The sequence below is a fragment of the Desulfuromonas versatilis genome (genome assembly GCF_019704135.1).
Classification (GTDB): domain Bacteria; phylum Desulfobacterota; class Desulfuromonadia; order Desulfuromonadales; family NIT-T3; genus Desulfuromonas_A; species Desulfuromonas_A versatilis.
Window position 1 is genome coordinate 3,018,344 of sequence record NZ_AP024355.1, and the last position, 23,001, is coordinate 3,041,344.

Sequence of the window (23,001 nt, forward strand, 5' to 3'; positions counted from 1 at the left end):
TGGTGCCCTACCTGACGGGTGCCGCTATTAATACTGGCAGCCCTTCTAAAAAAACCACCTGCTATTGGAACATTATGGACGGCATCTCCTTCATACAAGATCTTGCCATTGTCCTGCTCGGCGCCGGCATCGCCGGGGTTTTGTGCAAGCGCATCGGCCTGTCGGTGATCGTCGGCTACCTGGTCGCCGGGATCATCATCGGTCCCCACACTCCGCCATTTTCTTACGTCCGCGATATCGAGCGCATCCAGACGCTCTCCCAACTCGGGTTGGTCTTCCTGATGTTCGGCATCGGCTTGGGACTGAGTCTCACGCGACTGCAAAAGATGGGGTTGTCGACTTTGGTTGCGACGGGCCTCGGTGCCTTCCTGGTGCTCAACCTGACGCAACTGCTGGGGAAGGTCGCCGGCTGGGAAGCGGAGAAAAGCCTCTTCGTCGCCGCAATGTTCATGGTTTCCAGTTCAGCCGTCATCGCCAAGATCATCAAGGAATTGAACCTCCTCCACGAGCGCTCCGGCCAACTGGCCCTGGGGGTTACGGTGCTCGAGGACATCGTCGCGGTGGTCATGCTTGCCGTTCTCGGCGCCCAGGTTGCCTCCGCCGAAGCGGGCTCCCCGGCCATCGGGACGCTTCTGGTCGGACTGCTTGCCTTCGTCGTGCTGCTGGGCATCACCTGCCTCCTCATTATTCCCCGACTCCTGCAGCGCCTTGACGGCAAAGCCGATCCCGAGCTGCAGACGATCATTGTGGCCGGCGTCCTGTTTTTTGTTGCGCTTACCGCTGTGAAGTCGGGTTACTCTCTCGCCCTTGGCGCCTTTCTCCTTGGCGCCATTGTCGCCGAGATGCCGCAGCGCGGCGGTGTGGAGAAATCGTTCGCCGGCATGCGCGATATTTTCAGCAGCGTCTTCTTCGTCTCCATCGGGATGATGATCGAGGTGAAGCTGATGCTGGGAGTCTGGTTCTGGATCCTGGCCCTGACCGTCTTTACGATGGCGGCCCGCGCCCTTTCCACGGGCCTTGCCCTGATGGTTGTCGGCACGCCCCCCCGTGAGGCACGCCGGGCTGGCCTCGCCCTGATGCCCCTTGGAGAGTTCACCTTCGTTATCGCCGGGCTGGGGGTGGGAGCGCAGGTGCTGCCGCCCGAATTCTATTCCGTCGCGGTCGGCGTCTCCATTCTCACCGTGCTGCTGACTCCGCTGATTAACCGCTGGGCCGAGCCGCTCCTGGTGAAAATCGAAAGGGCTGAGCCGCGCTTGTTTCACCGCGCCCTGGCGATCTATCACAATTGGCTGGCTCAACTCGCCTGCGCGCATGCAGGGCGCGTTTGGTGGCAATTGAGCAAGAAACGCCTGGCACAGGTTGCCCTGGAGATGCTCTTCATCACCGGACTGCTCATTTTCTCCGAGCGACTGCTGGGGGCATTTCTGCAGAGTCCCCTCGCGGTGACGTGGAGACCCGAAACGGCGGGGCTTCTCTTTTGGGCGGCGATCGGGATCATGGTGCTGTTCCCTCTCATTGCTATCTGGCGCAACCTCGCTGCGACGGCGATGATTTTCGCCGAACTGGCCACCAAGCGCAGCCGGGTTCCCGGCCCCCTGGTCGAGAATTGCCTCAAGGGTCTGAACGCCGTTGGCCTTGGATATTGGCTCGCCTATATCCTGCCCTACGAGTCCCTGCCGCGTTGGGCATGGATCGTCATCGCGGTGGTGCTGGTCCTCATTTTCTGTATTTTCTACCGGCGCCTCATCAAACTGCACAGCCGTTGGCAGAGCGATCTTCGGGACGTCTTTGCCGAGGTCAAACACCTTGAAGCTTCGCCAGCCACGCCCTGGCTGGAAAAAACCGGGTCCTGGGGCCTTAGCGTCCAGGAGTTTCTGGTGCCGGCGCGGGCGGCCTGTGTTGGTCGCAGCATCGCCGATTTGCGGGTACGCTCAGAGTTCGGCTGCACCATTGTGGAAATCGATCGGCAGGGGTATGCGATCATCGCACCCGAGTCGACGCAAGCAATCTATCCGGGAGACCGACTGCTCCTGCTCGGAAGGCCCGAGCAGATCGCCGCTGCGCGAACCGGGCTCGGCCAGCTACAAGAAGCGGAGGGGTTTTCCAATTTCGACCAAGCCCGTCTGGAGAGAATTGTGGTCCCCCCCGGACCGCACCAGGGCGGCTCCCTCGCAGATCTGCAAATCCGGCGGCAGACAGGGGTGCTGGTGGTCGGCATCGAGCGGTCCGGCGAGAGGATTGAAAACCCGGAGGGAGGTCAAATCATTGACGAGGGAGACGAATTGCTCGTTCTCGGAACGCCTGAACAGGTCCGTCATTTCAAGCGATGGTTTACGGATTTCCAATGGCCCCAGGCTACCCAGGGCGGGTGATGACCCGTCTTCCTTGAGTCGGGGGAAGGCTGTCGAAAAAGGAAGCTGACGCACCGAGCTGTATACATTTGCCTTAACCCTGCCTCGCCGTTACAATCCCGCCACCCGAAAAAATACCATCCTCTCAAGGAGTCTCCCCCCATGGTCAAAGATGTCCTCGGCCGAAGCCGCTACCTCATCCTCATCCTCATCGCCGTCGCCGGCGCCTTCCTCGCGGCTACCGCCCTGCTGGTCTACGGCGGCATCGAAGTCATCGTTCTGATCAAGCAGACGATCACCTACGGCGAGGTCTCGCCGAAGGGGGCGAAGGCTCTGGCGCTGGCCTTCATCGAGATGGTCGACCTCTTTTTGCTCGGCACCGTCTTCTACATTGTCGCCCTCGGCCTCTATGAGCTCTTCATTGACGACACCCTGGTCCTGCCGCACTGGCTGGAGATCCACGACCTGGACGGGCTGAAGAACAAGCTTGTCGGGGTGGTGATCGTCGTGCTGGCAGTCACCTTTCTCGGCCAGGTGGTGACCTGGGACGGCGTGCGCGACCTCTTCGGCTTTGGTGCCGGCATCGCCCTGGTCATCGCGGCGTTGACCTGGTTTCTGGGCAGCAAGGGGAAAAAAGGTGGAGGGGCCGGCGAAGCCGGCGGCTGAGCCAGGGGGGGCACGGAATGGGGGGGGACAATACCAATTTCGATGTGAAAATCAGGTATTATGTCCCCCTATTTGTCCCCCTGTTTGCGGAGAACTTCTCCCCTCCCCCTAGCCGTTCAGGCACAAACCGAAAAAGCCGGGTGGTAATCCACCGCCCCCTGCACAGGGTCCTGCGTAAATGAAAGGGCCAGGAAATACTCGGGCGGAACACCCGCAAGGGTCAGCCCTTTCTTCTCTTCAAAACCAAAACGGCCATAGTATCCCGGCTCCCCGAGCAGCACACATCCCTTCGCACCGAGAAGCCGCAGCCGCTCCAGAGCGTCCTGGACCAACCTGCCGCCAACCCCCTGCCCCTGGTAAAGGGGGAGCACGGAAACCGGCGCCAGGCCGAACCAGTCGCAAGCCCTGCCGTCGATCGTCACCGGAGATAGAGCGATATGCCCTACGATCTGCCCGCGCAGAACGGCGACCAGAGAGAGAGTCAGGGCGCCCGCCGCTCGCAGGGCGTCGACCAGGAGATGCTCCGTCTGATTGCTGTGGGGATGTTCCTGAAAGGCTCCGGCGACCACTTTTCGGATGACATCGATATCGGAAGGTTCTTCCGGGCGAATCTGCAGGTTGTCCATGACGTCCTCTTGGCTGAGCGCACCCCTGGCGGAAGCTGTTTTATGGGGGGTAACCGGCAATGTATCACCGGATCGCGGGGCTGCCGGGAATTTTTCAGGGGTGCGCCAAGAATCCGCGAATCGCAGCCACCAGCGCCCCCGGGTTTTCCTCGATGACCAGGTGACCGGCCTCCGCAATCGTCTGCAGAGCCGCTCCCGGAATCATGCTTTTAAGGGCTTCGCCTTGTTCCGCGGGAATCCAGCGATCCTCCCGTCCCCACAGGATCAACACCGGCCGGGAGATGTTGCCATAGAGCGGCTGGACCTCGTCGGTGTAGGCGGAATCGGCCTGGGCGATCTGCCGGTAGAAGGCCGCTTGTCCGCCGCCGTCCTGCCAGAAGGAGACCATCCGGCTCAAAACCTCATCGGCGATGGGCTTGAAGGCCGCCGTCTGGATGTAGGCCCGAACGATGGCCTCGTGAATGTAATGGGGAACGCCGGCGAAGGCGGCTTCATGTTGCTGCACGTGCCTGAAAAAGGGCGATCCCCAGGGCGAGATGGCGACGGGATCGATAAGCACGATCTTCTTGAAATCGCATCCATCGAGCAGGTGGGCCCTGAGCAGGGTCGCCCCGCCGAAATCATGGCCGATGATCGCAGGCGTTTCCAGCTTCCAAAAATCCAGAAGCCCCGCGAGCACCTGGTTCTGAATGCCCAGCGAGACATCGCCGGGTGATTGGTCCGATTGGCCGTAACCGAGCAGGTCGTAATAGTAAACCCTGAAGTCTTCCGCCAGCGCCGCAATGAGATGACGAAAATTGAAGGACGACCAGGGCGTGCCATGCACCAGGACCAGCGGCGGCCCCTCCCCCCGGATGCCGTAGCGCACCCTGCGCCCCTGAAAATCGAAAGACTCCGGCAAGCTCCATTCGCTCATGAAATCCGCTCCCAGGGCGGGGAGCCCCCGCCCCTACTCGACACTCACCACGCCAACCTTGTTCACCCCGCTGCAGGCAAGATAGAGATCCCCCTGCGGCGTCGCCACCATGTGGCGCACCACCCCGCCGCCCGAGGGAATCGCCCAGGAAGCGAACTTCCCGGTGCGGGGATCGAAGCGGACGATGGTGTTCGGGTCGGCGCCCGATTCGCTGTACCAGAGCATCCCGTCCGGAGTGGAAGCCATGCCGTAGGGCGCGCCCCTGCCGCCGGCCGGCGAGGGCCATTCGCTGACCTTCCCGGTGTTCGGGTCCAGGCGCCCCAGGTAGCCGCGGGCGTAGTCGGTGTACCAGATCAGGTCGTCGGGGGTGACGGCGATGCGCCGCGGCCTTGCCCCCTCGGGCAGGAGGTATTCGGTGACCGCCAGGGTGTCGGGGTCGATGCGCCCGATCTTGTTGGTCCCGAATTCGCAGAAGAAGGGGACGCCCCGGGAGTCCACCACGATGCCGTAGGGCCGGGAGCCGGGGGTGGGAGAGGAGCGAAGATCAATTTTGCCGGTGGCCGGGTCGAGCCTGCCGACGAAGTTGCCGCGCTGGATAGTGAACCAGAGAATCCCTTTGGCATCGAAGATCAGGGTGTGCGGGTCACCGGCCGCGGGGTCGGGCATGGGGTATTCTCTCACCTGGCCGCTGCGCGGGTCGAGTTTGCCGATATAGCCCTTGGCGTTGGCGGTGAACCAGATGTTCCCTTGCCGGTCCGCCACCAGCCCGTGAGGGCCCGAATCGGGGGTGGGTAGAGGGTACTCGCGGATCTCGCCGCTGGCGAGGTCGAGCCGGCCGAGGTGATTGGCCTGCATCCCCGTGTACCAGAGAGCGCCGTCGGGAGCCACGGCCGGATCATGGGGAAACGCCCGGGCCGTCGGGAGAGCCCATTCCCGGATTTGCACCTCCGCCGCCAACAGGTGCGGGCAGTTCAGCCCCAGAATCAAAACCACGAGCAGCAATTGCCTGATCATGACGCAATCCTCCCCCGGTCGAAAATTCTCCTTTCAGCCGCCTTTCACGGTCCATTATACCCAAGGGCCCGCCTTGCCGGGTATCCTTCTTGAATTGGTTCGGCGCTGTCCGCCCGAGGGCTCGACGGACCGCAGTCCTATTTTTTCCGCCGATAGGTTGCCGACATGATCTCTTGCCAGTTGTCGTCGGCACCCAGCATGTACGAAGTCAGCACCCGCTGGTCATCGCTGCGAAACTCGATCACATCCCTGAAACTCGACATCCTGCCTTCCATGTCGGGCCCTTGGGCGTTGAGGGTCAGTACCCCTTCGGCTGCGTCGAGTTCGCCGTCGTACACCCAGAGATGGGGCATCATCGACCCGATCCAGGTGCCTACGAACCGCCTGGTCGCCAGGGAGTAGCCCAGGGTCATCAGGGTGGTCGCGGTTCCGCCGCAGCCCATCTCACCCTCCCCCTCGGCCAGCACCCAAAAATCGCCCAGCGGGCGCACGCGCTCGGTCCCGTAAAAGGTTTCGGGAGGTTTGTCCGGCCCCATCATCGCCGAGACCTGGTAATCCCATTCGCCTAAAAATTTTGCCAGCCACCGGTGCTGTTTTTGGGGTTGAGCCATCAACCCCGAGCCTTCGGGCATGCCGGCCCGTTCCGTGCCCTGCTTGTTTTCCATGATAGCGTCTCCGTGTTCCAATTAACCCTGAAGGGATTCGGCCTTGAAGCCACCGTCCCCCTATTCCCCTTAGCTTGATTGTACCTCCTCTTCAAGTATCGGTCGGTGCGGCACGTCAAGAGGGGAAAATGATTCTGTGCAGCACGAGTGGAACGCTATCAGGCTACGTGACTGGTTCTTTCGTGCTATTTTCCAGGCTGATTTATTTTGAGTAGTTATTTTTGGAAACCCGGCAGATTCAAATCGCAAGTACACCACTCCGGGCTCGTCCTTTGTAACCCTGCCTGGTCAGAAATTGGATTGGCCTGGTTCTCTGCAACTCCAAGGGTCAGTCTGCCAAATACCTGTCCACGAACGGCCTCGGCTTGAGTATTTCAATCTCCCGGTAACCATCGACATCGAGGAGGTGTTTGTCACCGCTGACAATCAACCTGCTGCCGCTGGACAAGGCACAGGCAATGAACTTATCATCGTCCGGGTCTGCGCTTACCGATTCCGGGAGTGGCTGAGCCTGGAACATTTCGGCTTCTACGACCACCAGGTCCAGCAATCCGGTTAAATCCACCGCCGGGAACTTTTCATGCAATACTGCTGCTACCCTCTGGTATTCCTCAAAAATCTCGGGCGTCAGCACCAGCTGAACCCTGCCATCTCTCCAGCCTTGAAGAATCCGGTTTGGAGGCCCGGAAAAGAAAATCCCCGAAATGAATACGTTGGTATCCAGGACGATTCTCACTTGCGCCCTCGCGCCTTGGCGATTGCCTCCTGGATATCGGCTTGTTTGAGCCCGGCAGTTTTGGCTTCCCGCCTGGCCTTTGCGATGAGGTCGTCAAACTCCTGTAGCGGGGGCGGTGAGATCGCCTTCAGGATGACAACGTCATTCTCCGCCACCACGACAAACTGGGCCCCGGCTTTAAGATTGAGCCGCTTGCGTACCTCTTCGGGGATTACGACTTGCCCCTTGGACGACATTCTGGTTGTTGCTACTGTTCCCACGGCATCCTCCTTGATGTTCTTACCAGTAAGATTATAACGGTGACCAGGAGCAGGGGCAAGGCCCATCCGCCTCACGCAGACAAAAGGAGGATGCCCTGGCATACACTGCGTCCCAACCCACCACCAGCTAACCGGCTCCCCCCGGGCGGGACTGGCGGTCAGGCGTGGTCGTCCTCCTCCCCGGAGGCCCGCAGAAACTGGCCCAGGGGTTTGACAGGCCGGGATCCACGGTTAAAGGTTTCCCATGACCGCGGCGACCGGGAGCAGTTCGGCAGGAACAAGCGTTTCAGGAGAGGCTTATGAAGAGAGAGCTGGGAAGGGTGCTGGCCGGCGCGCTGCCGCTTGGGCCGGCAGGCCCTGGTCGCCGAACGCGAGAGATGCCTGGCCAGGCCAACACCCCGCCCCGCTGGGAACGGGGGGCGTTGGCCTTAAGCCGGCAGCCTCAGGTCTTGGGGGAAGGTTTCCTGAACAGCCGCCACAGGGGCGAGGCCAGGTAGCTCAGGGCCGCCACATAGCTCAGCAGCAACGGAGCCAGGTACTCGTCGCGCCGCACCCCCTGGGCGAGCAGGAACAGGAACGCCCCCAGCACCAGCACCAGCACGATCTTGGGGATCTTGGGCAGGATGGTGCGGCCGAAATGGGCGTAGGGGACGCGGGAGATCATCAGCAGGGCGGTGGCCACCACGATCACCCCGTTGACCGCCTGACTGGGGACCAGCACGCAGGTGGTCCCCGCCACCAGCGCCCCGGCCGGCGAGGGCAGACCAGAGAAGGTGGCGACCCCGCCGAGGATCCCCTGCTTGCGCTTCTCGACCACGAAGCGGATCAGGCGGTAGACCACCGCCCCCAGGTAGAGGCCGCCGATCAGCACCCCCACCCACAGCTGGGTGAAGCAGGTGGCGACGATCAGCCCCACGGTCAGGCCGAAGCTGGTGCCGTCGGCCACGTCGTCGAAAATCTCCCCCTTGGGGGTCGAGCCCCAGCGCTCGGCGGCCCGGCCGTCGAACAGGTCGAGAAACTGGCCGAGGAACACCAGGCCCAGGGCATAGACCGGCGGGCCGCCGGCCAGCACCACCCAGCAGCCGCCCAGGCCGCACACCAGGTTCATGATGCTCAGGATATTGGCGTACCAATAGTTGGGGATCAGCTTGAAGGCCAGCGAGCAGAACGCCAGGGCGGCGCAAATCCCCAGCAGCGGCTGGATGGTGCGGGCCAACAGGGGGAGCGGCCCGTAGATCCATTCGAGCCCCACCACGATCAGCAGCACCACCACCAGGAAGGTCTTGGCCTTGCCGAACAGGTTGGCCGCCTTGACCTTGATGAAGTTGCGGGAGAACTGGCCGACGATGTCGAAGCTCAGAAACAGCCCGACCAGCAGCGGATCGAGCCAGCCCAGCCAGGCCAGGTAGATCAGCATGGGCGAGTACATGAGCTTGTCGGAGAGCGGGTCGATGGTCTCGCCCTCTTCGGTGTGCAGGTCGCACTTGCGGGCGATCTCCCCGTCGGTGATGTCGGTGATCATCCAGAAGGTGAAAAACAGAAAGCAGAGCCGGGGGAACCCCAGGTGCAGCAGGATCACCGAAATCACCCCCATGGGATAGCGGGCGCGGCTGATGGAGTTGGGGTGGAGCCAGCCGTGGCGGCGCACCCAGGCGATCTGGGCGGGGGTGCGCAGAAAGCGGGCGACGGCGAACCGCTCGAGGCCGAGCATGAGCAGCACGGGGATGGCGATCTCGATCAGAATGGCACTGTTGGTTGTCATATCACCCTGGAAAAATTGAGGGAATCAAGGGGGCGGCAACCCGCCCCGTCCAAATTCTTCCATTATGCCATCCTGCCGGCGGTATTCAAAGGCGAAATTGGTTTTGCGCGAAACGGCGTCTCGGAAGGAGCCCGGCCCGCGCAATTCATGAGGGGGCAGATCAGTCGACCCCGTACTCCTTGAGCTTGCGGCGCAGGGTCAGGCGGTTGATCCCGAGCTGGTCGGCGGTCTGGGTCTTGTTCCCCTGGTTCTGCCGGTAGACCCGCAGAATATGCTCGCGCTCGACCTCGGCCAGCGTCCCCCCGCCGGCGCCAGTCGCCTCCCCCGCCGGGGACGGCGCGAGCGAAAGGGGCAGGTCCGCGGCCTCGATCACGCCCCCCGGGTGCAGCAGCAGGGTGCGTTCGATGATGTTGCGCAGCTCCCGGACGTTGCCCGGCCAGGGCTGGGCCAGCAGGCTCTGCCTGGCGCTCTCGCCCAGCCGGCAGTCCTTGCCCGGGGCGCGGGCGAGAAACTCCTTGAGAAACAGCTCGGCAAGCGGCGGGATATCCTCCGGCCGCTCGCGCAGCGGCGGAACGACCAGGGGGAACACGTTGAGCCGGTAGAAGAGGTCTTCCCGGAAACTCCCCTCGCGCACCCGCTCGGCCAGGTTGCGGTTGGTGGCGGCGACGATGCGCACGTCGACCTGGACCGGGCGCCGGCCGCCGAGCCGGGTGACCCGGCGGTCTTCGAGCACCCGCAGCAGCTTGGCCTGCAGGGTCAGCGCCATCTCCCCCACCTCGTCGAGAAACAGGGTGCCCCGGTGGGCCAGCTCGAAGAGCCCCTTGCGGCTGGTTTTGGCGTCGGTGAAGGCGCCCTTTTCGTGGCCGAACAGCTCGCTCTCCAGCAGGTTGGCGGGGATCGCCGCGCAGTTGACCTTGAGCAGCGGTCCGTCGCTGCGCTCGCTCAGGTAGTGGATGGCCTCGGCCACCAGCTCCTTGCCCACGCCGCTCTCGCCCAAAACCAGGGCGGTGGTCCCCTTGGAGCCCGCCACCAGGGTGATTTCCCGCTTGATGCGCTCCAGCGCGGCCGAGGCCCCCACCAGCCGGTCGAGGGAGCCGCGCAGGCGATGCTGCTGCCCCTGGCGAAAGGAGCCGACCTGTTCGCGCAGCGCCTGCTCCTCCAGGGCACGGGCGGCGACCAGCTGCAGCTCCTCGAGGTCGAAGGGCTTGTTGATGTAGTCGAAAGCCCCAAGCTTCAGCGCCCGCACCGCCGTCTGCACCTCGGGGAAGGCCGTCAGGACCACCACCTGCGGCCCCTCGCTCCCCTGGATCTCGCGGAGCAGTTCCAACCCCGAGCCGTCGGGCAGCTTGAGATCGAGAATCACCAGGTCGAAGGCCTGGCGGGAGAGATGGGCGCGGGCCTGCTGGAGACTGGCTACCCCCTGCACCTCGAGCCCTTCCTCCGCGAAAAACTCCACCAGGCTCTCGCGCACCAACTCCTCGTCCTCGACGATCAGGATTCTTCCCCGCATTCCGCCCTCCTTTCCGGCAGCAGCACCTGGGCGACGGCGCCCCCTTGGGGATGATTGGCCACCTCCACGGTTCCGCCGAGCTCCTCGACCAGCTTGCGCACTATGGCCAGGCCCAGCCCCGTCCCCTCGGGCTTGGTGGTAAACAGCGGCTCGAAGATCCTGTCCCGGTCCGTAGCGCTGAACCCCGGGCCGTTGTCGCGCACCTCGACCCGCACCCGGCCACCGCCGCGGCGGGCTTTCACCTGCACCATCCCCTTTTCCCCCACCGCCTGCAGCGCATTGAGCACCAGGTTCATGAACACCTGGTGCAGGTACTGCTCGCGGGAGCAGACCGGCAGGGGTTCGCGGGGCATGTCGAGGGTCAGCTGCGCCCCGCGGCGGTCGGCCTCCTCCTTGAGGATGAACTCCACCTCGCGCAGCGCCCGGCAGACATCGACCTCGGCGCTTTGCTGCGCCTGGCGGGGGGCGACGTAGCCGGTGAGATGGCCGAGAAACGCCCCGAGCCGCTCCACCAGGGCCAGCATCTTCTCCAAGTCCGCGGCCAGGGGCGAGTCGGGTTCGGCCTTGCGCCGCAGCATCTGCAGACGGGTCTTCAGGCCCGCCAGGGGATTGCCGATCTCGTGGGCGACGGTGGCCGAGAGCATGCCCAGCGCCGCCAGGCGGTCGGCCAGGATCAGCTGTTTTTCGAGACTGGCCATGGCCTTGCGCGCCTGCTCGGCCTCGGCCTCGGTGCGGCGCAGCTCCTGCACCTTCTGGTCGACCTGCCGCTGCAGGTTGCGGTTCCAGTCGAGCAGGCGCTCGCGCGACTCGGCCAGAGAGGCGGCCATGGCGTTGAGCTCCGCGGAGAGCTGTCCCAGCTCGTCGCGGGAGCGCACCTCGGAGCGCCGCCGGTAATCGCCGCCCGCCACCCCTTCGGCGAAGCGCAGGAGCTGGCGGATCGGCAGGCTGAAGCTGCGCGCGGCGAGCATCGCCAGCAGCGCTGCCAGCAGCACCAGCGGCCCGGCGACCAGCAGCGAGGTCTCGCGGATCCGCCGCAGGTCCGCAGCCAGCACTTCGTTGGGGTACACCTTGGCAAGCTGCCAGAGGCGGTCCGGCGCCGCCTGAACCGGGGCCGAGGCCAGCAGCCAGTCGCCCGAGCGGATCACCGCGCCGCCTGCCGCGGCCTCGTCACGCAGCGCCAGCCCCCGCCCCCAGAGCTGCAACTCTTCCACCGACCCGGCCCGGAAGCGGCGGGCGCCGCCAGCCTGCTCCATCTCGACGAAGCGGTTATCCTCGTTGAACAACACCACGCGGATCCCCGGCGAAGGGCGCAGCGTCTCCAGGGCATCGAGCAGCTCTTCGCCGAACACGTTGATCACCACCACCCCGCGCAGCTCCCCGCCGGGGCCGGCCACCGGCGCGGCGACCCGCACCACCAGGCGGCGGGGCTCCTCGATGACGCCGAACTCCTCGTTGAAATCCAGCCGCGAGAGGTAGGCCTGCCCCGGCGCCAGGGCCATCGCCTCGCGGAAATAGTAGCGATCGCCCTTGTACTGAAGCTGCTCCTTGGGGACCAGGACCAGCTCCCCGGCCTGGTTGTTGACCCGCAGGTTCTCCATGCCGTCGGCGGCGATGAAGCGCACCTGGTAGTAGGCCCGTTCGGCCCGGACGATCTGCAGGAACTCCTCCTCCACGGTGCGCCACTGGGCCTCGGTCATCCTCGGCTCCAGGCGCCGCTGCAGAAACCTGGCCAGGGAGAGCACCTCGCGGCGCACTCCGCCGAGGTGCGTCTCCAGGGCCGCGGCGGCGGCTTCCACCCCCACCCGCAGCTCCGCCGCCACCCGTTCGCCCAGGGCCCGCTCGGCCTGGTAGAGAATCAGGCTGCCCAGCAGGGTCATCGGCCCCAGGGCCAGGCCGACAAAAGCCACCAGCATCTTGGCGCGGATCGAGAAGCGCCAGCGGGCGGCGGATTGTTTTTCAGTATTCGCAGCAGGTTGCATCGATATATTGTAGCCCAGGATTAATTCACCGACAGGAGAAAAAAACGGGGGTGCCGAAGCACCCCCGCAAACCTTGCTGAATCAGGTTTTCTCAGAACAGCCCCTTGCCGGCCTTCTGCAGCAGCTTCTCGATCCCCTGCCGATGCAGTTCGTCGGTGGGCGCTGCCTCGACGCCGGCCTTGCCCTTGGCTTTCTCCCAGATCTCGGGGTCGGCCCCGTGGCAGGCCACGCAGGTACCCGAGCGGCTGATGCGCTGCTGCTCCTCCTTGTTGAAGGGGCGCGCCCCTTCACGGGCGGTCTCCTGCAGCTGGTTGCCCTCTTCGTCGACGATCCGCTCGAGTTCGAAGTCGATGGGCAGGCCGTTCTTCTGGCTGTCGTAGAAGCCGCTGCCCAGGCCCAGGGCCTTGCTGCTCATGTGGCAGTCGGCGCAGCCGCGCCCCTTTTTGCTGATGGTGTGGGGCTGGATCGGGTTGGTGCCGATGCCGCTGGTGCCGTCCACGGTGGTGTAGACCTTGTTGTGCACCAGGCTCTTCTCGCCGTCCACCTGGGTGAAGACCACCTGGCAGCCGGGGATGAAAGGGCTCACCTTGCCTTCGCTGTTGATCCCCAGGGTCGGGGTCTCCCAGCGCAGGTACGAGCGGGACTCGTCCCAGGCGAAGGCGCTGCTTTCGCGGTTGTTCTTGTGGCTGGCCATGCTCTGGTCCTTGGCCGGCTTGGCGTTGAGCCAGTCGCCGTTGGGCTTGCCGATATCCTGCTTGGCGTGGCAGCCGTAGCACTGGGGGGCCCAGCCGGCGTGGCAGGCGTAGCATTCGAGCTTCTCCAGGTGGCTGGCCACCGCGACGTGGGAGACGTACCCCTCGTCGCTGAGGGTGGCGTCGGCCAGCTGGGGCACCACGTGCTGCTTGCCGTCGAGCTTGGAGGTGAGCACGATCTTGCCGTCCTGCTCCTTGAGGTTGGGGTAGGGATTGCCCCAGGAGGTGGTCAGCTGCGAACGCCGGGTGCCGGTGCCGTGGCAGTCCTCGCACTCGATCTCCACCGCCTGCTCGCGCTTCTGGTAGATGTTGCCGTCGCCGTGCAGGTCCTGCTTGGTGTGGCAGTCGATGCAGGTCAGCCCCTTGTCGTAGTGGATGTCGGCCTGCAGGTGGTTGTAGTTCTTGCCGTGCAGCTGGCCCTGCTTGCCCCCCTTGTCGGTGTAGGGGGTGCCGTAGCCGTCGCTCTCCATGGTGCCGATGTAGCTCACCCCGGTGCGCCCGCCGCGGTTGTGGCAGTGCAGGCACTGGGTCTCGGGGATCTTGCTGGTGATGCGGTGGAAGCGGGGACGGTCCTTCTGGTCCTTGGCGATGGCCTTGTCGCCCCCCTCGTAGGTGCCGGCGTCGGAGTAGACCACGTGGCAGGCGGCGCAGCCGCTGGCCCGGTAGTCGCCGTCGCGCTGGTGGCCGTCGCTCCACAGGTGGCAGCGCAGGCACTGGTTGCGCAGGTAGTCGTCGGCCGGGGTGTTGTCGGGCCCTTCGGGCTTGGCCGGATCGTAGAACGGCAGAGCCTTGAGCTCTTTCACCGCGCCGGGGCGGCTCGGGTCGGCGTCGGCGACCGCCACGTTGGCGTAGATCCCCTCGCGCCCCTGGGCGCCCCAGGCATAGCGGGTGCCGCTGATCTTGCCGGCGCTGGTGGCGTGCAGCGATTTCATCGCCTTGTCGACCTCGTCGGCGTGGCAGGTGCCGCAGGTCTGGTCGACCACCCGCAGGTCCGCCGGGTTGGCGAACATCCCGGCGTGGGCGGCTTGCTGTTCGGTCGCGGCGCCATCGCCCTTGTGGCAGTCGGTACAGCTCAGCTCGGCCATCCCCGGCACCTCGGAGATCCGCTCGATCCCCTCGTGACAGCTCAGGCACTGTTCGGCGGCCAGGGCCATCCCCGGCAGCTGGACGCAGGCGATAATCGCCAGGGCCATCCATAGTCTCTTCATCGGTCGCCTCCTTGTGGCAGGAAAAAATGGTTAGCTACTACTTATAGCAGAAACCTTGCCAATTTCTTTACCGTTTATTTTCAGCTACTTACAAAGAGAAAACAAAAGGGGTGGTTTGTTTTAAACCACCCTTCACCGGTTCAAAACAAACCACCCCTCGGATTTATCAACCATGGCCGGGTCCCGCGGCCGTCTATCCCTGCCCTTCGGTCGCTTTCAGCTCCCTGATCTTCTCCTCCATCCTGGTGAACAGGCCGCTCATTCCTTCGCGGCGGATGATTTCGTTGTAGGTGCTGCGGTAGTTGCGCACCAGGCTGATCTCCTCGATGATCACGTCGTAGACCAGCCACTGATCGCCGCGCAACACCAGCTTGTAGGTAATGGGGATGTCGGCGCCGGCGGTCAGCACGAAGGTGTCGATCTGGGCCCTCTCCCCCTCGACCTTCTCGCCGGCGTAGCTCACCTTTTCATCGGTGTAGGCTTCGATGCGCCCCAGGTAGGTCGCCTCGAGCAGGTCGGAGAACAGCGCGATGAAGCGACTCTTTTCCGTTGTATCGGCCTTGCGCCAGGCCGGCCCGAGAACCCACTGGGACATGGTCTCGAAATCGAAACGGGCCCGGATAAGCCCGGTCAACTTCTGGCGGCGGGCCTCGCTCTCCATCCCCTTGTCGCGCAGGGTGGCGATGACCCCGTCCACGGTCTGCTGCACCTGGTCCATGGCCGCGGTCGCGGCCAGCCCCCAGGCGGCAGGAACCACCATCCCCAGCACCAGCAGGATGGCGGCAAAACGCTTGAACTTCATTTATTCCTCCAATGGGCGGCGGCTACTTCTCGATCAACGCCTCGCGCCGCTGGGTGTAGGCGTTGCGGATGAACAGGTAGGGGTCGAGCTGCTCGCGCTTGATCCCCTCGTAGGTATCCTTGTCCAGCGACAGGGCGTTGACACGGTCGTAGGCCTTGACTCCAACATACTCCAGAGTGCCCGGAACCAGGAAGGGGACGGGGTCGAGGTACCCGTCGCCGAGCCGGCCGACGCCGTCACGCAGGTTGGTCGGCCCGAACACCGGCATCACCAGGTAGAAGCCGGAACCGACGCCGTAGCGGCCGAAGGTCTGGCCCAGGTCCTCCTCCTTCTTCAGCCAGCCGTTCTGCTTGGCCGGGTCGAAAAGGCCAGCCACGCCGACGGTGCTGTTGAGCAGGAACCGGCGCAGCTCGTTGCCCGCGTCGCCGATTTTGAGCTGCAGGGCCGAGTTGACGAAGCGCACCGGAAAGGCGAGGTTGGAGAAGAAGTTGCCCACCGAGGTGCGCACCGGCTCCGGCGCCACGGCCCGGTAACCCCGGGCCACCGGCTTGAGCAGGTAGAAATAGAGCTTGTCGTTGAACCAGAACATCCCCCGGTTGAAGGGTTCGATGGGATCCCAGACCTCCAGGGGCTCCTCCTCGAAGAGCTCATCGGCCTCCAGGTCCGCCGGAGCGCTGGGCGCCCCGGCACCGGTGGGGTTGAACACGTCCTGCGCCCGGGCCGCCGGGCAAAGCGCCGTCAGGGCCACGAGCAACAGCAGCACCACCAATTTGCCAGCTGGTTTCATCTTCCGGGTCTCCATCTCGCCGGCCGGGGCACGGCGGGGTCGGGGTTTGCAGGTTTATTTCTTCTCGAAAATGTACTTGCTGACCAGCTCCTCGAGGTTGATGGCGGACTCGGTCTCCAGGATCCGCCCGCCCGCCTCGATGTACTGCTCCATGCCGCCCGGGGCGATGTCCACGTAGCGGTCGCCGATGATCCCGGCGGTGCGGATCGAGGCGATGCTGTCTTCGCTCAGCCGCACCCCCTGGTCCAGCTCCATGGTGACCACCGCCTCGTAATCCTCGGGGTTGAGCCGGATTTTGGCCACCTTGCCGATGCGCACCCCGGCGATCTCCACGGTGCTGCCTTCCTTGAGCCCCGAGATCGAGCCGAAACGCGCCTCGACCGAATAGGTGGGGTGGCCGAACAGGTTCACATCGCCGAGCTTTACCGACAACCAGGCGAAACAGACGAACCCCGCGACCAGGAACAGCCCAACCGCGGTCTCCACGTTAAACCGTTTCATATAGAACGCTATCCTCCTCTTCGGCACTGGAATAGATGGGGCCCATGGTGGTTTCGACGAAATCCCGGATCAGGGGATTTTTCGAAAGCTGGAACTCCTCGGGCGACATGCACCCCTGGATGACCCCTTCGGCCAGCAGCGCCACATAATCGGCCAGCTTGAAGATCTTGGGCACGTCGTGACTGACGATGACCGCGGTGTACTTGAGCTTGGCCTGGGTCTTGTGGAACAGCCGGTAGATTTCGTTGCTCTTGTGGACATCGAGGCCGGTGGTCGGCTCGTCGAAAAACACGATGCGCGGCTGCAGAACCAGGGCCCGGGCCAGGCCGACCCGCTTGCGCATGCCGCCGCTGATCTGGGCGGGGTATTTCCCCTCGGCCCCCTCCAGGTCCATCATCGCCAGCTTGTCCATGACGTTGTCGCGGATCTCCGCCTCCGAGGCGTCGGTGCGCTCGCGCAGGGGCAGGGCCACGTTGTCGAACACGGTCAGCGAATCGAACAGGGCGGCGTTCTGGAACAGCACGCCGAAATCGGTGCGGATTTTGTTGAGCTGCTTTTTCCCAATGCGGGTCAGGTCGCTGCCGAAGACCCTCACCTGGCCCCGGTCGGGCCGGATCAGGCCCAGCATGTGCTTGAGGATCACGCTCTTGCCCTGCCCGCTGGCCCCGACGATCACCGTCGTGGTCCCCTCGCGGACCTGCAGGTTGATCCCCCGCAGCACCTGCTGGCGCCCGAAGGACTTGTGCACATCGATCAGCTCGATGGCGATCTTTTCCTGGTTGTCACTCATGGCGCTGGAACCGCTCCTCCCTCTTCCCCCGGGTTGGCCTCACAACAAGATGGCGCTGATCAGGTAATCCCAGACCAGCACGCTGACCGATGAGAGCACCACCGCGTCGGTGGTGGTGCGGCTCACCCCCTCGGCCCCGAAGCCGCCGTTGCGCTCCAGGTGCAGGTTGTAGCCCTTGGCGGCGGCGATCCAGACCAGCAGCAGGCCGAAGACCAGCGACTTGACGACGCCCATGCGGATATCGGCCCACTCGACGCTGGTGTACATGTTCTGGAAATAATTCCCCTCGCTGGCCCCCAGCAGCAGCACCCCGATCAGGTAGCCGCCGAGGATGCCGACCACGTCGAAGATGAAGGTCAGCAGGGGCATGGAGATCACCCCCGCCACCAGCTTCGGCGCCATCAGGTACTTGAAGGGATCGACGGCCATGCACTCCAGGGCGTCGATCTGCTCCGAGTTGCGCATGATGCCGATCTCGGCGCAGATCGCCGAGCCGGCCCGGCCGATGACCATCAGCGCCGCCACCACCGGGCCCAGTTCGCGGATCAGGCTCAGGGCCACCGCCGAACCGAGCAGCCCCTCGGAGCCGAACTTGCTCAGGGTGTAATACCCCTGCAGGCCGAGAACCATGCCGGTGAAAGCGCCGGTGAACAGAATGACGAACACCGACTTGGCGCCGATAAACTGCACCTGGCGCACGATGGGGAAAATTTTGTAGGGGGGCCGAAGGATGCTGACCAGGCAGGCACCGAGGAAAATCCCCATGCGCCCCGCCTGCTCGAGGAAATAAAGGCACTCGTCCCCGATTTTCTCGAAAACTTTAAGCACTTATACCACCTGTCGAAAAAAGGCCCCGGCACGCCACCTGGGCGGGGGCCGGACTTAATCGTAACTGCCCTATAATACTATCATTTATCCGGGGCATGTCCATACCGACGATGAGGATTAAAAGCACTGCCGAGAGGGCGGCCGTTCCCTCAGGGGGGAAGCAGAAACACGTGGGCCAGGGCCCGCAGGCTGAGCAGGCAGATCAGGCCGCCCACCAGGTACATCAGCACCCGGACCGGCAGCCAGCGGCAGAGCCAGGCCCCCAGCGGCGCGGCGAACACTCCGCCGGCCACCAGCCCCAGCACCGCCTGCCAGTAGCCCAGGCCGATGGTCAGCAAAAAGGTGCAGGAGGCACTGGCGGCCACGAAAAACTCGGCCAGGTTGGCCGAGCCGATGGCCAGGCGCGGAGACTGGCCGCGGGCCACCAGGGAAGAGGTCACGATCGGCCCCCAACCGCCGCCGCCCAGGGCGTCGAAAAAACCGCCCAGCAGGCCGAGGATGCCGGTCTGCAGACGCTGCACGGGGCGGGCCTGGAGGTTTCTTCGGGTAGCCTTGAACAGGATCAGGCAGCCCATCACCGCAAGGTAGGCGGCCACCAGGACGCGGACCGGCCGGACCGGCAGGGTGGTCAGAAAATAGGCGCCCACTATCGCGCCACCCGCTCCGGCCACGGCCAACTGCCGAAACAGGCGCCGATCGACGTTTTTCAGCAGCAGGTGCGAGGCGCCCGAGGCGCCGGTAGTGAAGACCTCGGCCAGGTGCACGCTGGCGCTGGCCACCGCCGGTGGGGTGCCGAAGCTGATCAGGAAAGTGGTCGCGGTGACCCCGTAGGCCATGCCGAGCGCCCCGTCGATGATCTGGGCGCAAAAGCCGATCAGGAAAAATATCCACAGGTCCGATTCCATGACAGTTCGCCGACCCGCGCCATGCGGCAACCAGAGGCTGTATCAAGGATAGCAATCCGCGGGCGGAAGAAAAGCCCCCAGAGGAAAGGGAAGCGGTATTTCCCCCGCCGGCTTGCGTTTCGGCAAAAGCGGACTAGTCTGATCTTTATAGCCGAAATTAAATCAATCCAATCAACGGAGGACCCCATGCTCCAGGAATTCAAAAAGTTCGCCATGCGCGGCAACGTGGTGGACATGGCCGTCGGCATCATCATCGGCGCCGCCTTCGGCAAGATCGTCAGCTCGCTGGTCAAGGACGTGATCATGCCGCCCATCGGCCTGCTCATGGGCAAGGTCGACTTCAGCAGCCTGTTCATCAACCTGAGCGGCACCGACTATACCTCGCTGAAAGCCGCCCAGGAAGCCGGCGCGCCAACGATCAACTACGGGGTGTTCATCAATACGTTGCTCGACTTCGTCATCGTCGCCTTCGCCATCTTCATGATGATCAAGGCGATGAACCGGATGATGGAGAAAAAGGAAGAAGAACCCCAGGCGCCCGACACCAAGGAGTGCCCGGAGTGCCTTTCGGAGATCCCGATAGCGGCCAAACGCTGCAGGCACTGCACGTCGCAGGTCGCCTGACGGCAATGGCAACCCACTCACGGAAAGGAGAAACAAATGCCCAATCTGACTGAAATCGAGGGAATTGGTGCCAGTTACGCGGAAAAGCTCAAGGCCGCAGGGGTCAGAAACATCGCCGGTCTGCTCGAGAAGGGGTGCTCGGCCAAGGGGCGCAAGCAACTTGCCGACACCACCGGACTGAGCGCTTCCCAGATTCTTAAGTGGGTCAACTGCGCGGATCTGTTCCGGATCAAGGGGATCGGCCAGGAGTATGCCGACCTGCTGGAGGCCTCGGGGGTCGACTCGGTCCCGGAGCTGGCGCAGCGCAAGGCGGAAAACCTGCATGTCAAGATGGCCGAGGTCAACGAGCGCAAAAAACTGGTTCGCCAGTTGCCGACCATGGACAGGGTGCAGGACTGGATCGCCCAGGCGAAAAACCTGCCCAAGCTGGTGATGCACTGAGTCCGCGCCGGCCCCTCCCCTGCTCCGGGGAGAGGGCCACCGCGGGTACTCGCCTCAGGCCCGGTTCGCCCTGGCCTCGGGGAGGGGGCCGTCTTCTTTGCCGCCGCGCAGGGCGAAGTATTCCTGCGGGGTGTTGATGTTGAGAAAGGTCCGGCCCTGGGGATCGTGGGCGGCCAGGTTTTCGGGGCCGAGTTCGCGCACCTGCACTTGGGGAAAGAAACTCACGATGCGCCGCTGGCCGCGGTCGAGCACCGCCTCCATGGCCGGCAGGCAGCTCTTGTCGTAGAGGGCGTGCAGGGGTTCCAGCCCCTCGGCACCCCGCGGGATAACGACCTCGCCCCCTTCGCCGTGGCTGCAGATTTCCCGGACCACCTCCGCCGAGACGAAGGGCATGTCGCAGGCGACCACGAAGGCCTTTGCGTTGCGGGCGTGGCAGAGCCCCGAGTGGATGCCGGCCAGGGAGCCTTGGGCAAAATAGATGTCCGGCACCTTGCGGCAGTCGATCCCCTCGTAGAGACCGGGCGAGTTGGTGACCAGCAGCACCTCGTCGAACAGCCCGGCCATGACCCGATGGATGTGCTCGATAAAGCGCGCCCCGTCGATGGGCAGCAGCGACTTGTCGCACCCCATGCGCCGGCTCTCGCCGCCGGCCAGGATGACCCCGGTGACCCCGGGGATTTTTTTTGCCGTCGGCGCCAACTCGAGCCCCTCGGGGCGGCAGTAGAGCTCGAAGGACTCCCCCCGCAGGTAGCCGACCAGGGTGATGCCGGCCTGTTCGCACATCTGCACCGCCAGGTCGGTGGGCGAGGTGCGCGAGGCGATCAGGGCGATGCCGAGTTTCGCCGCCTTGGCGGCCATCTCCGTCGACACCCTCCCGGAGGTCACCAGCATCTTGCCGCGCAGGTCGATGTTCTTGAACAGCGCCTCGCCGGCGAGGCGGTCCAGGGTGTTGTGGCGTCCCAGGTCTTCGGCGTAGAGCAGCAGCTGCCGCCCGTCGCCCACCGCCGCCGAGTGAATCCCGCCGTGGCTGCGGTACTGCTCGGCCCGCTGGGCGAGGCCCTTCATCAGCTCGAAGACCGAAGCCGGGGAAAAGCGTGGCTGTTCCCGCACGGCCGCCGCATCCGGCGCCGCTGCGGGCTCGAAATTGAAGGTGATCCCGGTGCCGCAGCCCGAGGTCAGGGTGGGCTTGAGCCGCTCGGGGACCTCGCCGCGGATGCGCACCCGCGCCGCCCCGAACTCGCGGCAGACGCCGAGGGTCTGGATCTCGTCGAGCCCGGAGATGAACCCCTGGTTGCGCAGGAAGCCGGCCACCAGAAAATTGAGCTGATGGGGCGAGGCGACCAGCGTCGCCAGTTCGCGGTCGTTGACCGTGAGCTGCAGGGGGTACTCCTGCACCACCTGGCGCCCGTGGCTCGCGAGGCGGCCATTCTTGAACTGGTAAACGGTGCGATTGCCGGAGTGATCCATAACAACTTCCTTTACCATTTTAAAATTCGCGGTTTTCCAGACAGGAAAAGCAGAGCTTCGCTAAACAAGCAATTTCAGTTCACCACGAAGAGCACGAAGAACACGAAGAAAAGCTAAAAATGCAGTTTTTTACTTCGTGTCCTTCGTGTCCTTCGTGGTTATAAAAAAGCCCTTCTGCTTATCGCCCCTGCGAAACCGGCTTGGCCGCGGCGGGTGCCTTGGCTTCGGCCGGGTGGCCGTCGATCTTGTGGAAGCTGTCGGGCAGGCTGTAGTCGACGGTTTCCGGATGGTGCTCGAAGATCGGGAAGTACTTGGCGATCAGCACGAAGAACAGCACGTGCGCCGCGATGATGCCAAGGGTCACCAGGGTTTCGATGAGCGAAGGCAGGTAGATCTGGTCGGGGTGCATCATGCCGATCATCGAGACGTTGAAGCGGTTGAGCACCAGGCCGAAGATCACCAGGCCGGCGGCGATGGCCCGGCGCCGGTCGTTCTCGCGCACCGACTTCTGGGTGAGCATCAGAAACGGCAGCAGGAAGCCGACCCCGACCTCGAGGAGGAAGGAGAGGGTCAACCCGGGACGGTCGAAGAACGGCCCGTGGCTCAAGAACAGCAGGCTGTAGGCCCGCACCGCCAGGTACAGCCCCAGGGTCCAGGGGAGGATCTTGGCCAGGGTGCGCAGCAGCACCCCTTCGTTGGGCTGCCCCATCCACTTGTGGCTGGCGGTGGCCTCGAGGATGATGATGCACATGCCGGTGCAGATGGCGCTGATCCAGAACAGCAGCGGCAGCAGCGGGTTGTACCAGAGGTTGTGCAGCTTGTCGACGGCGATCAGGAAGAAGGTGCCGAGCGAGCTCTGGTGCAGGGTGGAGATGGCCGCGGCGAGGATCACCAGGGGCATCTCCAGCCAGCGCAGCACGCGCAGCGGCAGGTGCCAGCCGAACCTCTCCGCCACCGGAGAGAGAAATTCGAGGAACAGCACCGTGGTGTAGGCCATGACGCACATGGCCACCTCGAACATGGGCGAGTGCAGGTTCCAGTAGCGCAGCACGTGCCAGCCCTTGTGGGGCTGGCCCAGGTCGAGCAGCAGCCCGACGCTGACCAGCGAGTAACCGAGAAAACCGGTGACGATGGCCGGCCGCACCAGCGGCTCGAGCTTCTTGATGTGGAAGCAGTGGACGATGGCCCCGAGGGTGAAGGCGCCGGCCGCAAGCGGCACGGCGGTCACCACGTCGAAGCTGATCCACAGCCCCCAGGGGTAGGTGTCGTTAAGATTGGTGGTGGCACCCAGCCCGAACACGAAACGGACCAGGGAAGCCGCCACACCCACCACCACCAGCGCGAACATCAGCTTGACGAACCAGTGGTAGCCCTTGATTTCATTGACGACGAGTTTAGCCGCAGTCATCGG

The 23,001-nt window shown here is 64.1% G+C and carries 22 protein-coding genes; 4 read left to right on the forward strand and 18 right to left on the reverse strand.

The features are described from left to right. Positions 1 to 2 precede the first annotated feature (2 nt). Both DESUT3_RS13615 and DESUT3_RS13620 read left to right on the forward strand, forming a co-directional pair. Positions 3 to 2,372, forward strand: a complete 2,370-nt coding sequence (locus DESUT3_RS13615) for a cation:proton antiporter (RefSeq protein ID WP_225911510.1) — start codon at positions 3 to 5, stop codon at positions 2,370 to 2,372. Positions 2,373 to 2,513: 141 nt separating this feature from the next. After that, positions 2,514 to 3,017, forward strand: coding sequence for a YqhA family protein (locus DESUT3_RS13620; RefSeq protein ID WP_221249028.1), 504 nt, complete (start codon positions 2,514 to 2,516; stop codon positions 3,015 to 3,017). 116 nt (positions 3,018 to 3,133) lie between these two features. Here DESUT3_RS13620 and DESUT3_RS13625 read toward each other — a convergent pair whose 3' ends face one another. The 16 genes from DESUT3_RS13625 to DESUT3_RS13700 form a co-directional block, all read right to left on the reverse strand. Next, positions 3,134 to 3,643 carry a GNAT family N-acetyltransferase gene (locus DESUT3_RS13625; RefSeq protein WP_221249029.1) on the reverse strand — a complete coding sequence of 170 codons (510 nt, stop codon included), beginning with the start codon at positions 3,641 to 3,643 and terminating at the stop codon, positions 3,134 to 3,136. Positions 3,644 to 3,737: 94 nt separating this feature from the next. Continuing rightward, on the reverse strand, positions 3,738 to 4,559 hold the full coding sequence (locus tag DESUT3_RS13630; protein WP_221249030.1) for an alpha/beta fold hydrolase: 822 nt from the start codon (positions 4,557 to 4,559) through the stop codon (positions 3,738 to 3,740). A gap of 33 nt (positions 4,560 to 4,592) precedes the next feature. Continuing rightward, entirely contained in the window at positions 4,593 to 5,573 is a 981-nt protein-coding gene (locus DESUT3_RS13635) for a Vgb family protein (RefSeq protein ID WP_221249031.1), read from the reverse strand. Between the two features lie 137 nt (positions 5,574 to 5,710). Further along, positions 5,711 to 6,238, reverse strand: a complete 528-nt coding sequence (locus DESUT3_RS13640; RefSeq protein WP_225911511.1) for a DUF1579 domain-containing protein — start codon at positions 6,236 to 6,238, stop codon at positions 5,711 to 5,713. A 328-nt stretch (positions 6,239 to 6,566) separates the two neighbouring features. Beyond that, a complete protein-coding gene (locus DESUT3_RS13645) occupies positions 6,567 to 6,974 on the reverse strand; it encodes a putative toxin-antitoxin system toxin component, PIN family (protein ID WP_221249032.1) in 408 nt (135 codons plus the stop codon). Beyond that, positions 6,971 to 7,234, reverse strand: coding sequence for an AbrB/MazE/SpoVT family DNA-binding domain-containing protein (locus DESUT3_RS13650; RefSeq protein WP_221249033.1), 264 nt, complete (start codon positions 7,232 to 7,234; stop codon positions 6,971 to 6,973). Before DESUT3_RS13650 ends, DESUT3_RS13645 begins: the two co-directional genes overlap by 4 nt. A 442-nt stretch (positions 7,235 to 7,676) precedes the next feature. Further along, entirely contained in the window at positions 7,677 to 8,996 is a 1,320-nt protein-coding gene (locus tag DESUT3_RS13655; RefSeq protein ID WP_221249034.1) for a CDP-alcohol phosphatidyltransferase family protein, read from the reverse strand. 160 nt (positions 8,997 to 9,156) lie between these two features. Continuing rightward, positions 9,157 to 10,506 (reverse strand): sigma-54-dependent transcriptional regulator, encoded by a 1,350-nt coding sequence (locus DESUT3_RS13660; RefSeq protein WP_221249035.1) that lies wholly within the window; start codon positions 10,504 to 10,506, stop codon positions 9,157 to 9,159. Next, positions 10,488 to 12,485, reverse strand: coding sequence for an ATP-binding protein (locus DESUT3_RS13665; protein WP_221249036.1), 1,998 nt, complete (start codon positions 12,483 to 12,485; stop codon positions 10,488 to 10,490). The genes DESUT3_RS13660 and DESUT3_RS13665 overlap by 19 nt, the downstream gene beginning before the upstream one ends. A gap of 91 nt (positions 12,486 to 12,576) precedes the next feature. Then, positions 12,577 to 14,445 carry a hypothetical protein gene (locus tag DESUT3_RS13670; protein ID WP_221249037.1) on the reverse strand — a complete coding sequence of 623 codons (1,869 nt, stop codon included), beginning with the start codon at positions 14,443 to 14,445 and terminating at the stop codon, positions 12,577 to 12,579. A gap of 193 nt (positions 14,446 to 14,638) precedes the next feature. After that, a complete protein-coding gene (locus DESUT3_RS13675; protein WP_221249038.1) occupies positions 14,639 to 15,247 on the reverse strand; it encodes an MlaC/ttg2D family ABC transporter substrate-binding protein in 609 nt (202 codons plus the stop codon). A gap of 22 nt (positions 15,248 to 15,269) precedes the next feature. Further along, on the reverse strand, positions 15,270 to 16,034 hold the full coding sequence (locus tag DESUT3_RS13680) for an MlaA family lipoprotein (RefSeq protein WP_221249039.1): 765 nt from the start codon (positions 16,032 to 16,034) through the stop codon (positions 15,270 to 15,272). Positions 16,035 to 16,088: 54 nt separating this feature from the next. Next, a complete protein-coding gene (gene mlaD / locus DESUT3_RS13685) occupies positions 16,089 to 16,535 on the reverse strand; it encodes an outer membrane lipid asymmetry maintenance protein MlaD (protein WP_221249040.1) in 447 nt (148 codons plus the stop codon). Then, complete coding sequence (locus DESUT3_RS13690; protein WP_221249041.1) at positions 16,522 to 17,325, reverse strand: ABC transporter ATP-binding protein; 804 nt, start codon at positions 17,323 to 17,325, stop codon at positions 16,522 to 16,524. Before DESUT3_RS13690 ends, mlaD begins: the two co-directional genes overlap by 14 nt. 39 nt (positions 17,326 to 17,364) lie before the next feature. Then, positions 17,365 to 18,153, reverse strand: a complete 789-nt coding sequence (locus tag DESUT3_RS13695; protein WP_225911512.1) for an MlaE family ABC transporter permease — start codon at positions 18,151 to 18,153, stop codon at positions 17,365 to 17,367. 149 nt (positions 18,154 to 18,302) lie between these two features. Next, the gene (locus tag DESUT3_RS13700) at positions 18,303 to 19,058 is read right to left on the reverse strand and encodes a sulfite exporter TauE/SafE family protein (protein ID WP_221249042.1); all 756 of its coding nucleotides are present in this window, start codon (positions 19,056 to 19,058) and stop codon (positions 18,303 to 18,305) included. A gap of 186 nt (positions 19,059 to 19,244) precedes the next feature. On the opposite strand from DESUT3_RS13700, the gene mscL reads away from it, so the two are divergent. Together mscL and DESUT3_RS13710 are read left to right on the forward strand one after the other, a co-directional pair. Further along, a complete protein-coding gene (gene mscL / locus DESUT3_RS13705) occupies positions 19,245 to 19,682 on the forward strand; it encodes a large conductance mechanosensitive channel protein MscL (RefSeq protein WP_221249043.1) in 438 nt (145 codons plus the stop codon). 36 nt (positions 19,683 to 19,718) lie between these two features. Next, complete coding sequence (locus DESUT3_RS13710) at positions 19,719 to 20,123, forward strand: DUF4332 domain-containing protein (RefSeq protein ID WP_221249044.1); 405 nt, start codon at positions 19,719 to 19,721, stop codon at positions 20,121 to 20,123. Positions 20,124 to 20,177: 54 nt separating this feature from the next. Here DESUT3_RS13710 and fdhD read toward each other — a convergent pair whose 3' ends face one another. Both fdhD and nrfD read right to left on the reverse strand, forming a co-directional pair. Beyond that, a complete protein-coding gene (fdhD, locus tag DESUT3_RS13715) occupies positions 20,178 to 21,590 on the reverse strand; it encodes a formate dehydrogenase accessory sulfurtransferase FdhD (protein ID WP_221249045.1) in 1,413 nt (470 codons plus the stop codon). A gap of 178 nt (positions 21,591 to 21,768) precedes the next feature. Then, positions 21,769 to 22,998 carry an NrfD/PsrC family molybdoenzyme membrane anchor subunit gene (gene nrfD, locus DESUT3_RS13720; RefSeq protein WP_221249046.1) on the reverse strand — a complete coding sequence of 410 codons (1,230 nt, stop codon included), beginning with the start codon at positions 22,996 to 22,998 and terminating at the stop codon, positions 21,769 to 21,771. Positions 22,999 to 23,001: the final 3 nt, after the last annotated feature.

Excerpts from the sequence above, each read along its gene's own strand:
- DESUT3_RS13620 (WP_221249028.1), top strand. The coding sequence starts at position 2,514 with ATGGTCAAAGATGTCCTCGGCCGAAGCCGCTACCTCATCCTCATCCTC.
- DESUT3_RS13625 (WP_221249029.1), bottom strand. The coding sequence starts at position 3,643 with ATGGACAACCTGCAGATTCGCCCGGAAGAACCTTCCGATATCGATGTC.
- DESUT3_RS13630 (WP_221249030.1), bottom strand. The coding sequence starts at position 4,559 with ATGAGCGAATGGAGCTTGCCGGAGTCTTTCGATTTTCAGGGGCGCAGG.
- DESUT3_RS13635 (WP_221249031.1), bottom strand. The coding sequence starts at position 5,573 with ATGATCAGGCAATTGCTGCTCGTGGTTTTGATTCTGGGGCTGAACTGC.
- DESUT3_RS13640 (WP_225911511.1), bottom strand. The coding sequence starts at position 6,238 with ATGGAAAACAAGCAGGGCACGGAACGGGCCGGCATGCCCGAAGGCTCG.
- DESUT3_RS13655 (WP_221249034.1), bottom strand. The coding sequence starts at position 8,996 with ATGACAACCAACAGTGCCATTCTGATCGAGATCGCCATCCCCGTGCTG.
- DESUT3_RS13660 (WP_221249035.1), bottom strand. The coding sequence starts at position 10,506 with ATGCGGGGAAGAATCCTGATCGTCGAGGACGAGGAGTTGGTGCGCGAG.
- DESUT3_RS13665 (WP_221249036.1), bottom strand. The coding sequence starts at position 12,485 with ATGCAACCTGCTGCGAATACTGAAAAACAATCCGCCGCCCGCTGGCGC.
- DESUT3_RS13670 (WP_221249037.1), bottom strand. The coding sequence starts at position 14,445 with ATGAAGAGACTATGGATGGCCCTGGCGATTATCGCCTGCGTCCAGCTG.
- DESUT3_RS13675 (WP_221249038.1), bottom strand. The coding sequence starts at position 15,247 with ATGAAGTTCAAGCGTTTTGCCGCCATCCTGCTGGTGCTGGGGATGGTG.
- DESUT3_RS13680 (WP_221249039.1), bottom strand. The coding sequence starts at position 16,034 with ATGAAACCAGCTGGCAAATTGGTGGTGCTGCTGTTGCTCGTGGCCCTG.
- mlaD (WP_221249040.1), bottom strand. The coding sequence starts at position 16,535 with ATGAAACGGTTTAACGTGGAGACCGCGGTTGGGCTGTTCCTGGTCGCG.
- DESUT3_RS13690 (WP_221249041.1), bottom strand. The coding sequence starts at position 17,325 with ATGAGTGACAACCAGGAAAAGATCGCCATCGAGCTGATCGATGTGCAC.
- DESUT3_RS13700 (WP_221249042.1), bottom strand. The coding sequence starts at position 19,058 with ATGGAATCGGACCTGTGGATATTTTTCCTGATCGGCTTTTGCGCCCAG.
- mscL (WP_221249043.1), top strand. The coding sequence starts at position 19,245 with ATGCTCCAGGAATTCAAAAAGTTCGCCATGCGCGGCAACGTGGTGGAC.
- DESUT3_RS13710 (WP_221249044.1), top strand. The coding sequence starts at position 19,719 with ATGCCCAATCTGACTGAAATCGAGGGAATTGGTGCCAGTTACGCGGAA.
- fdhD (WP_221249045.1), bottom strand. The coding sequence starts at position 21,590 with ATGGATCACTCCGGCAATCGCACCGTTTACCAGTTCAAGAATGGCCGC.
- nrfD (WP_221249046.1), bottom strand. The coding sequence starts at position 22,998 with ATGACTGCGGCTAAACTCGTCGTCAATGAAATCAAGGGCTACCACTGG.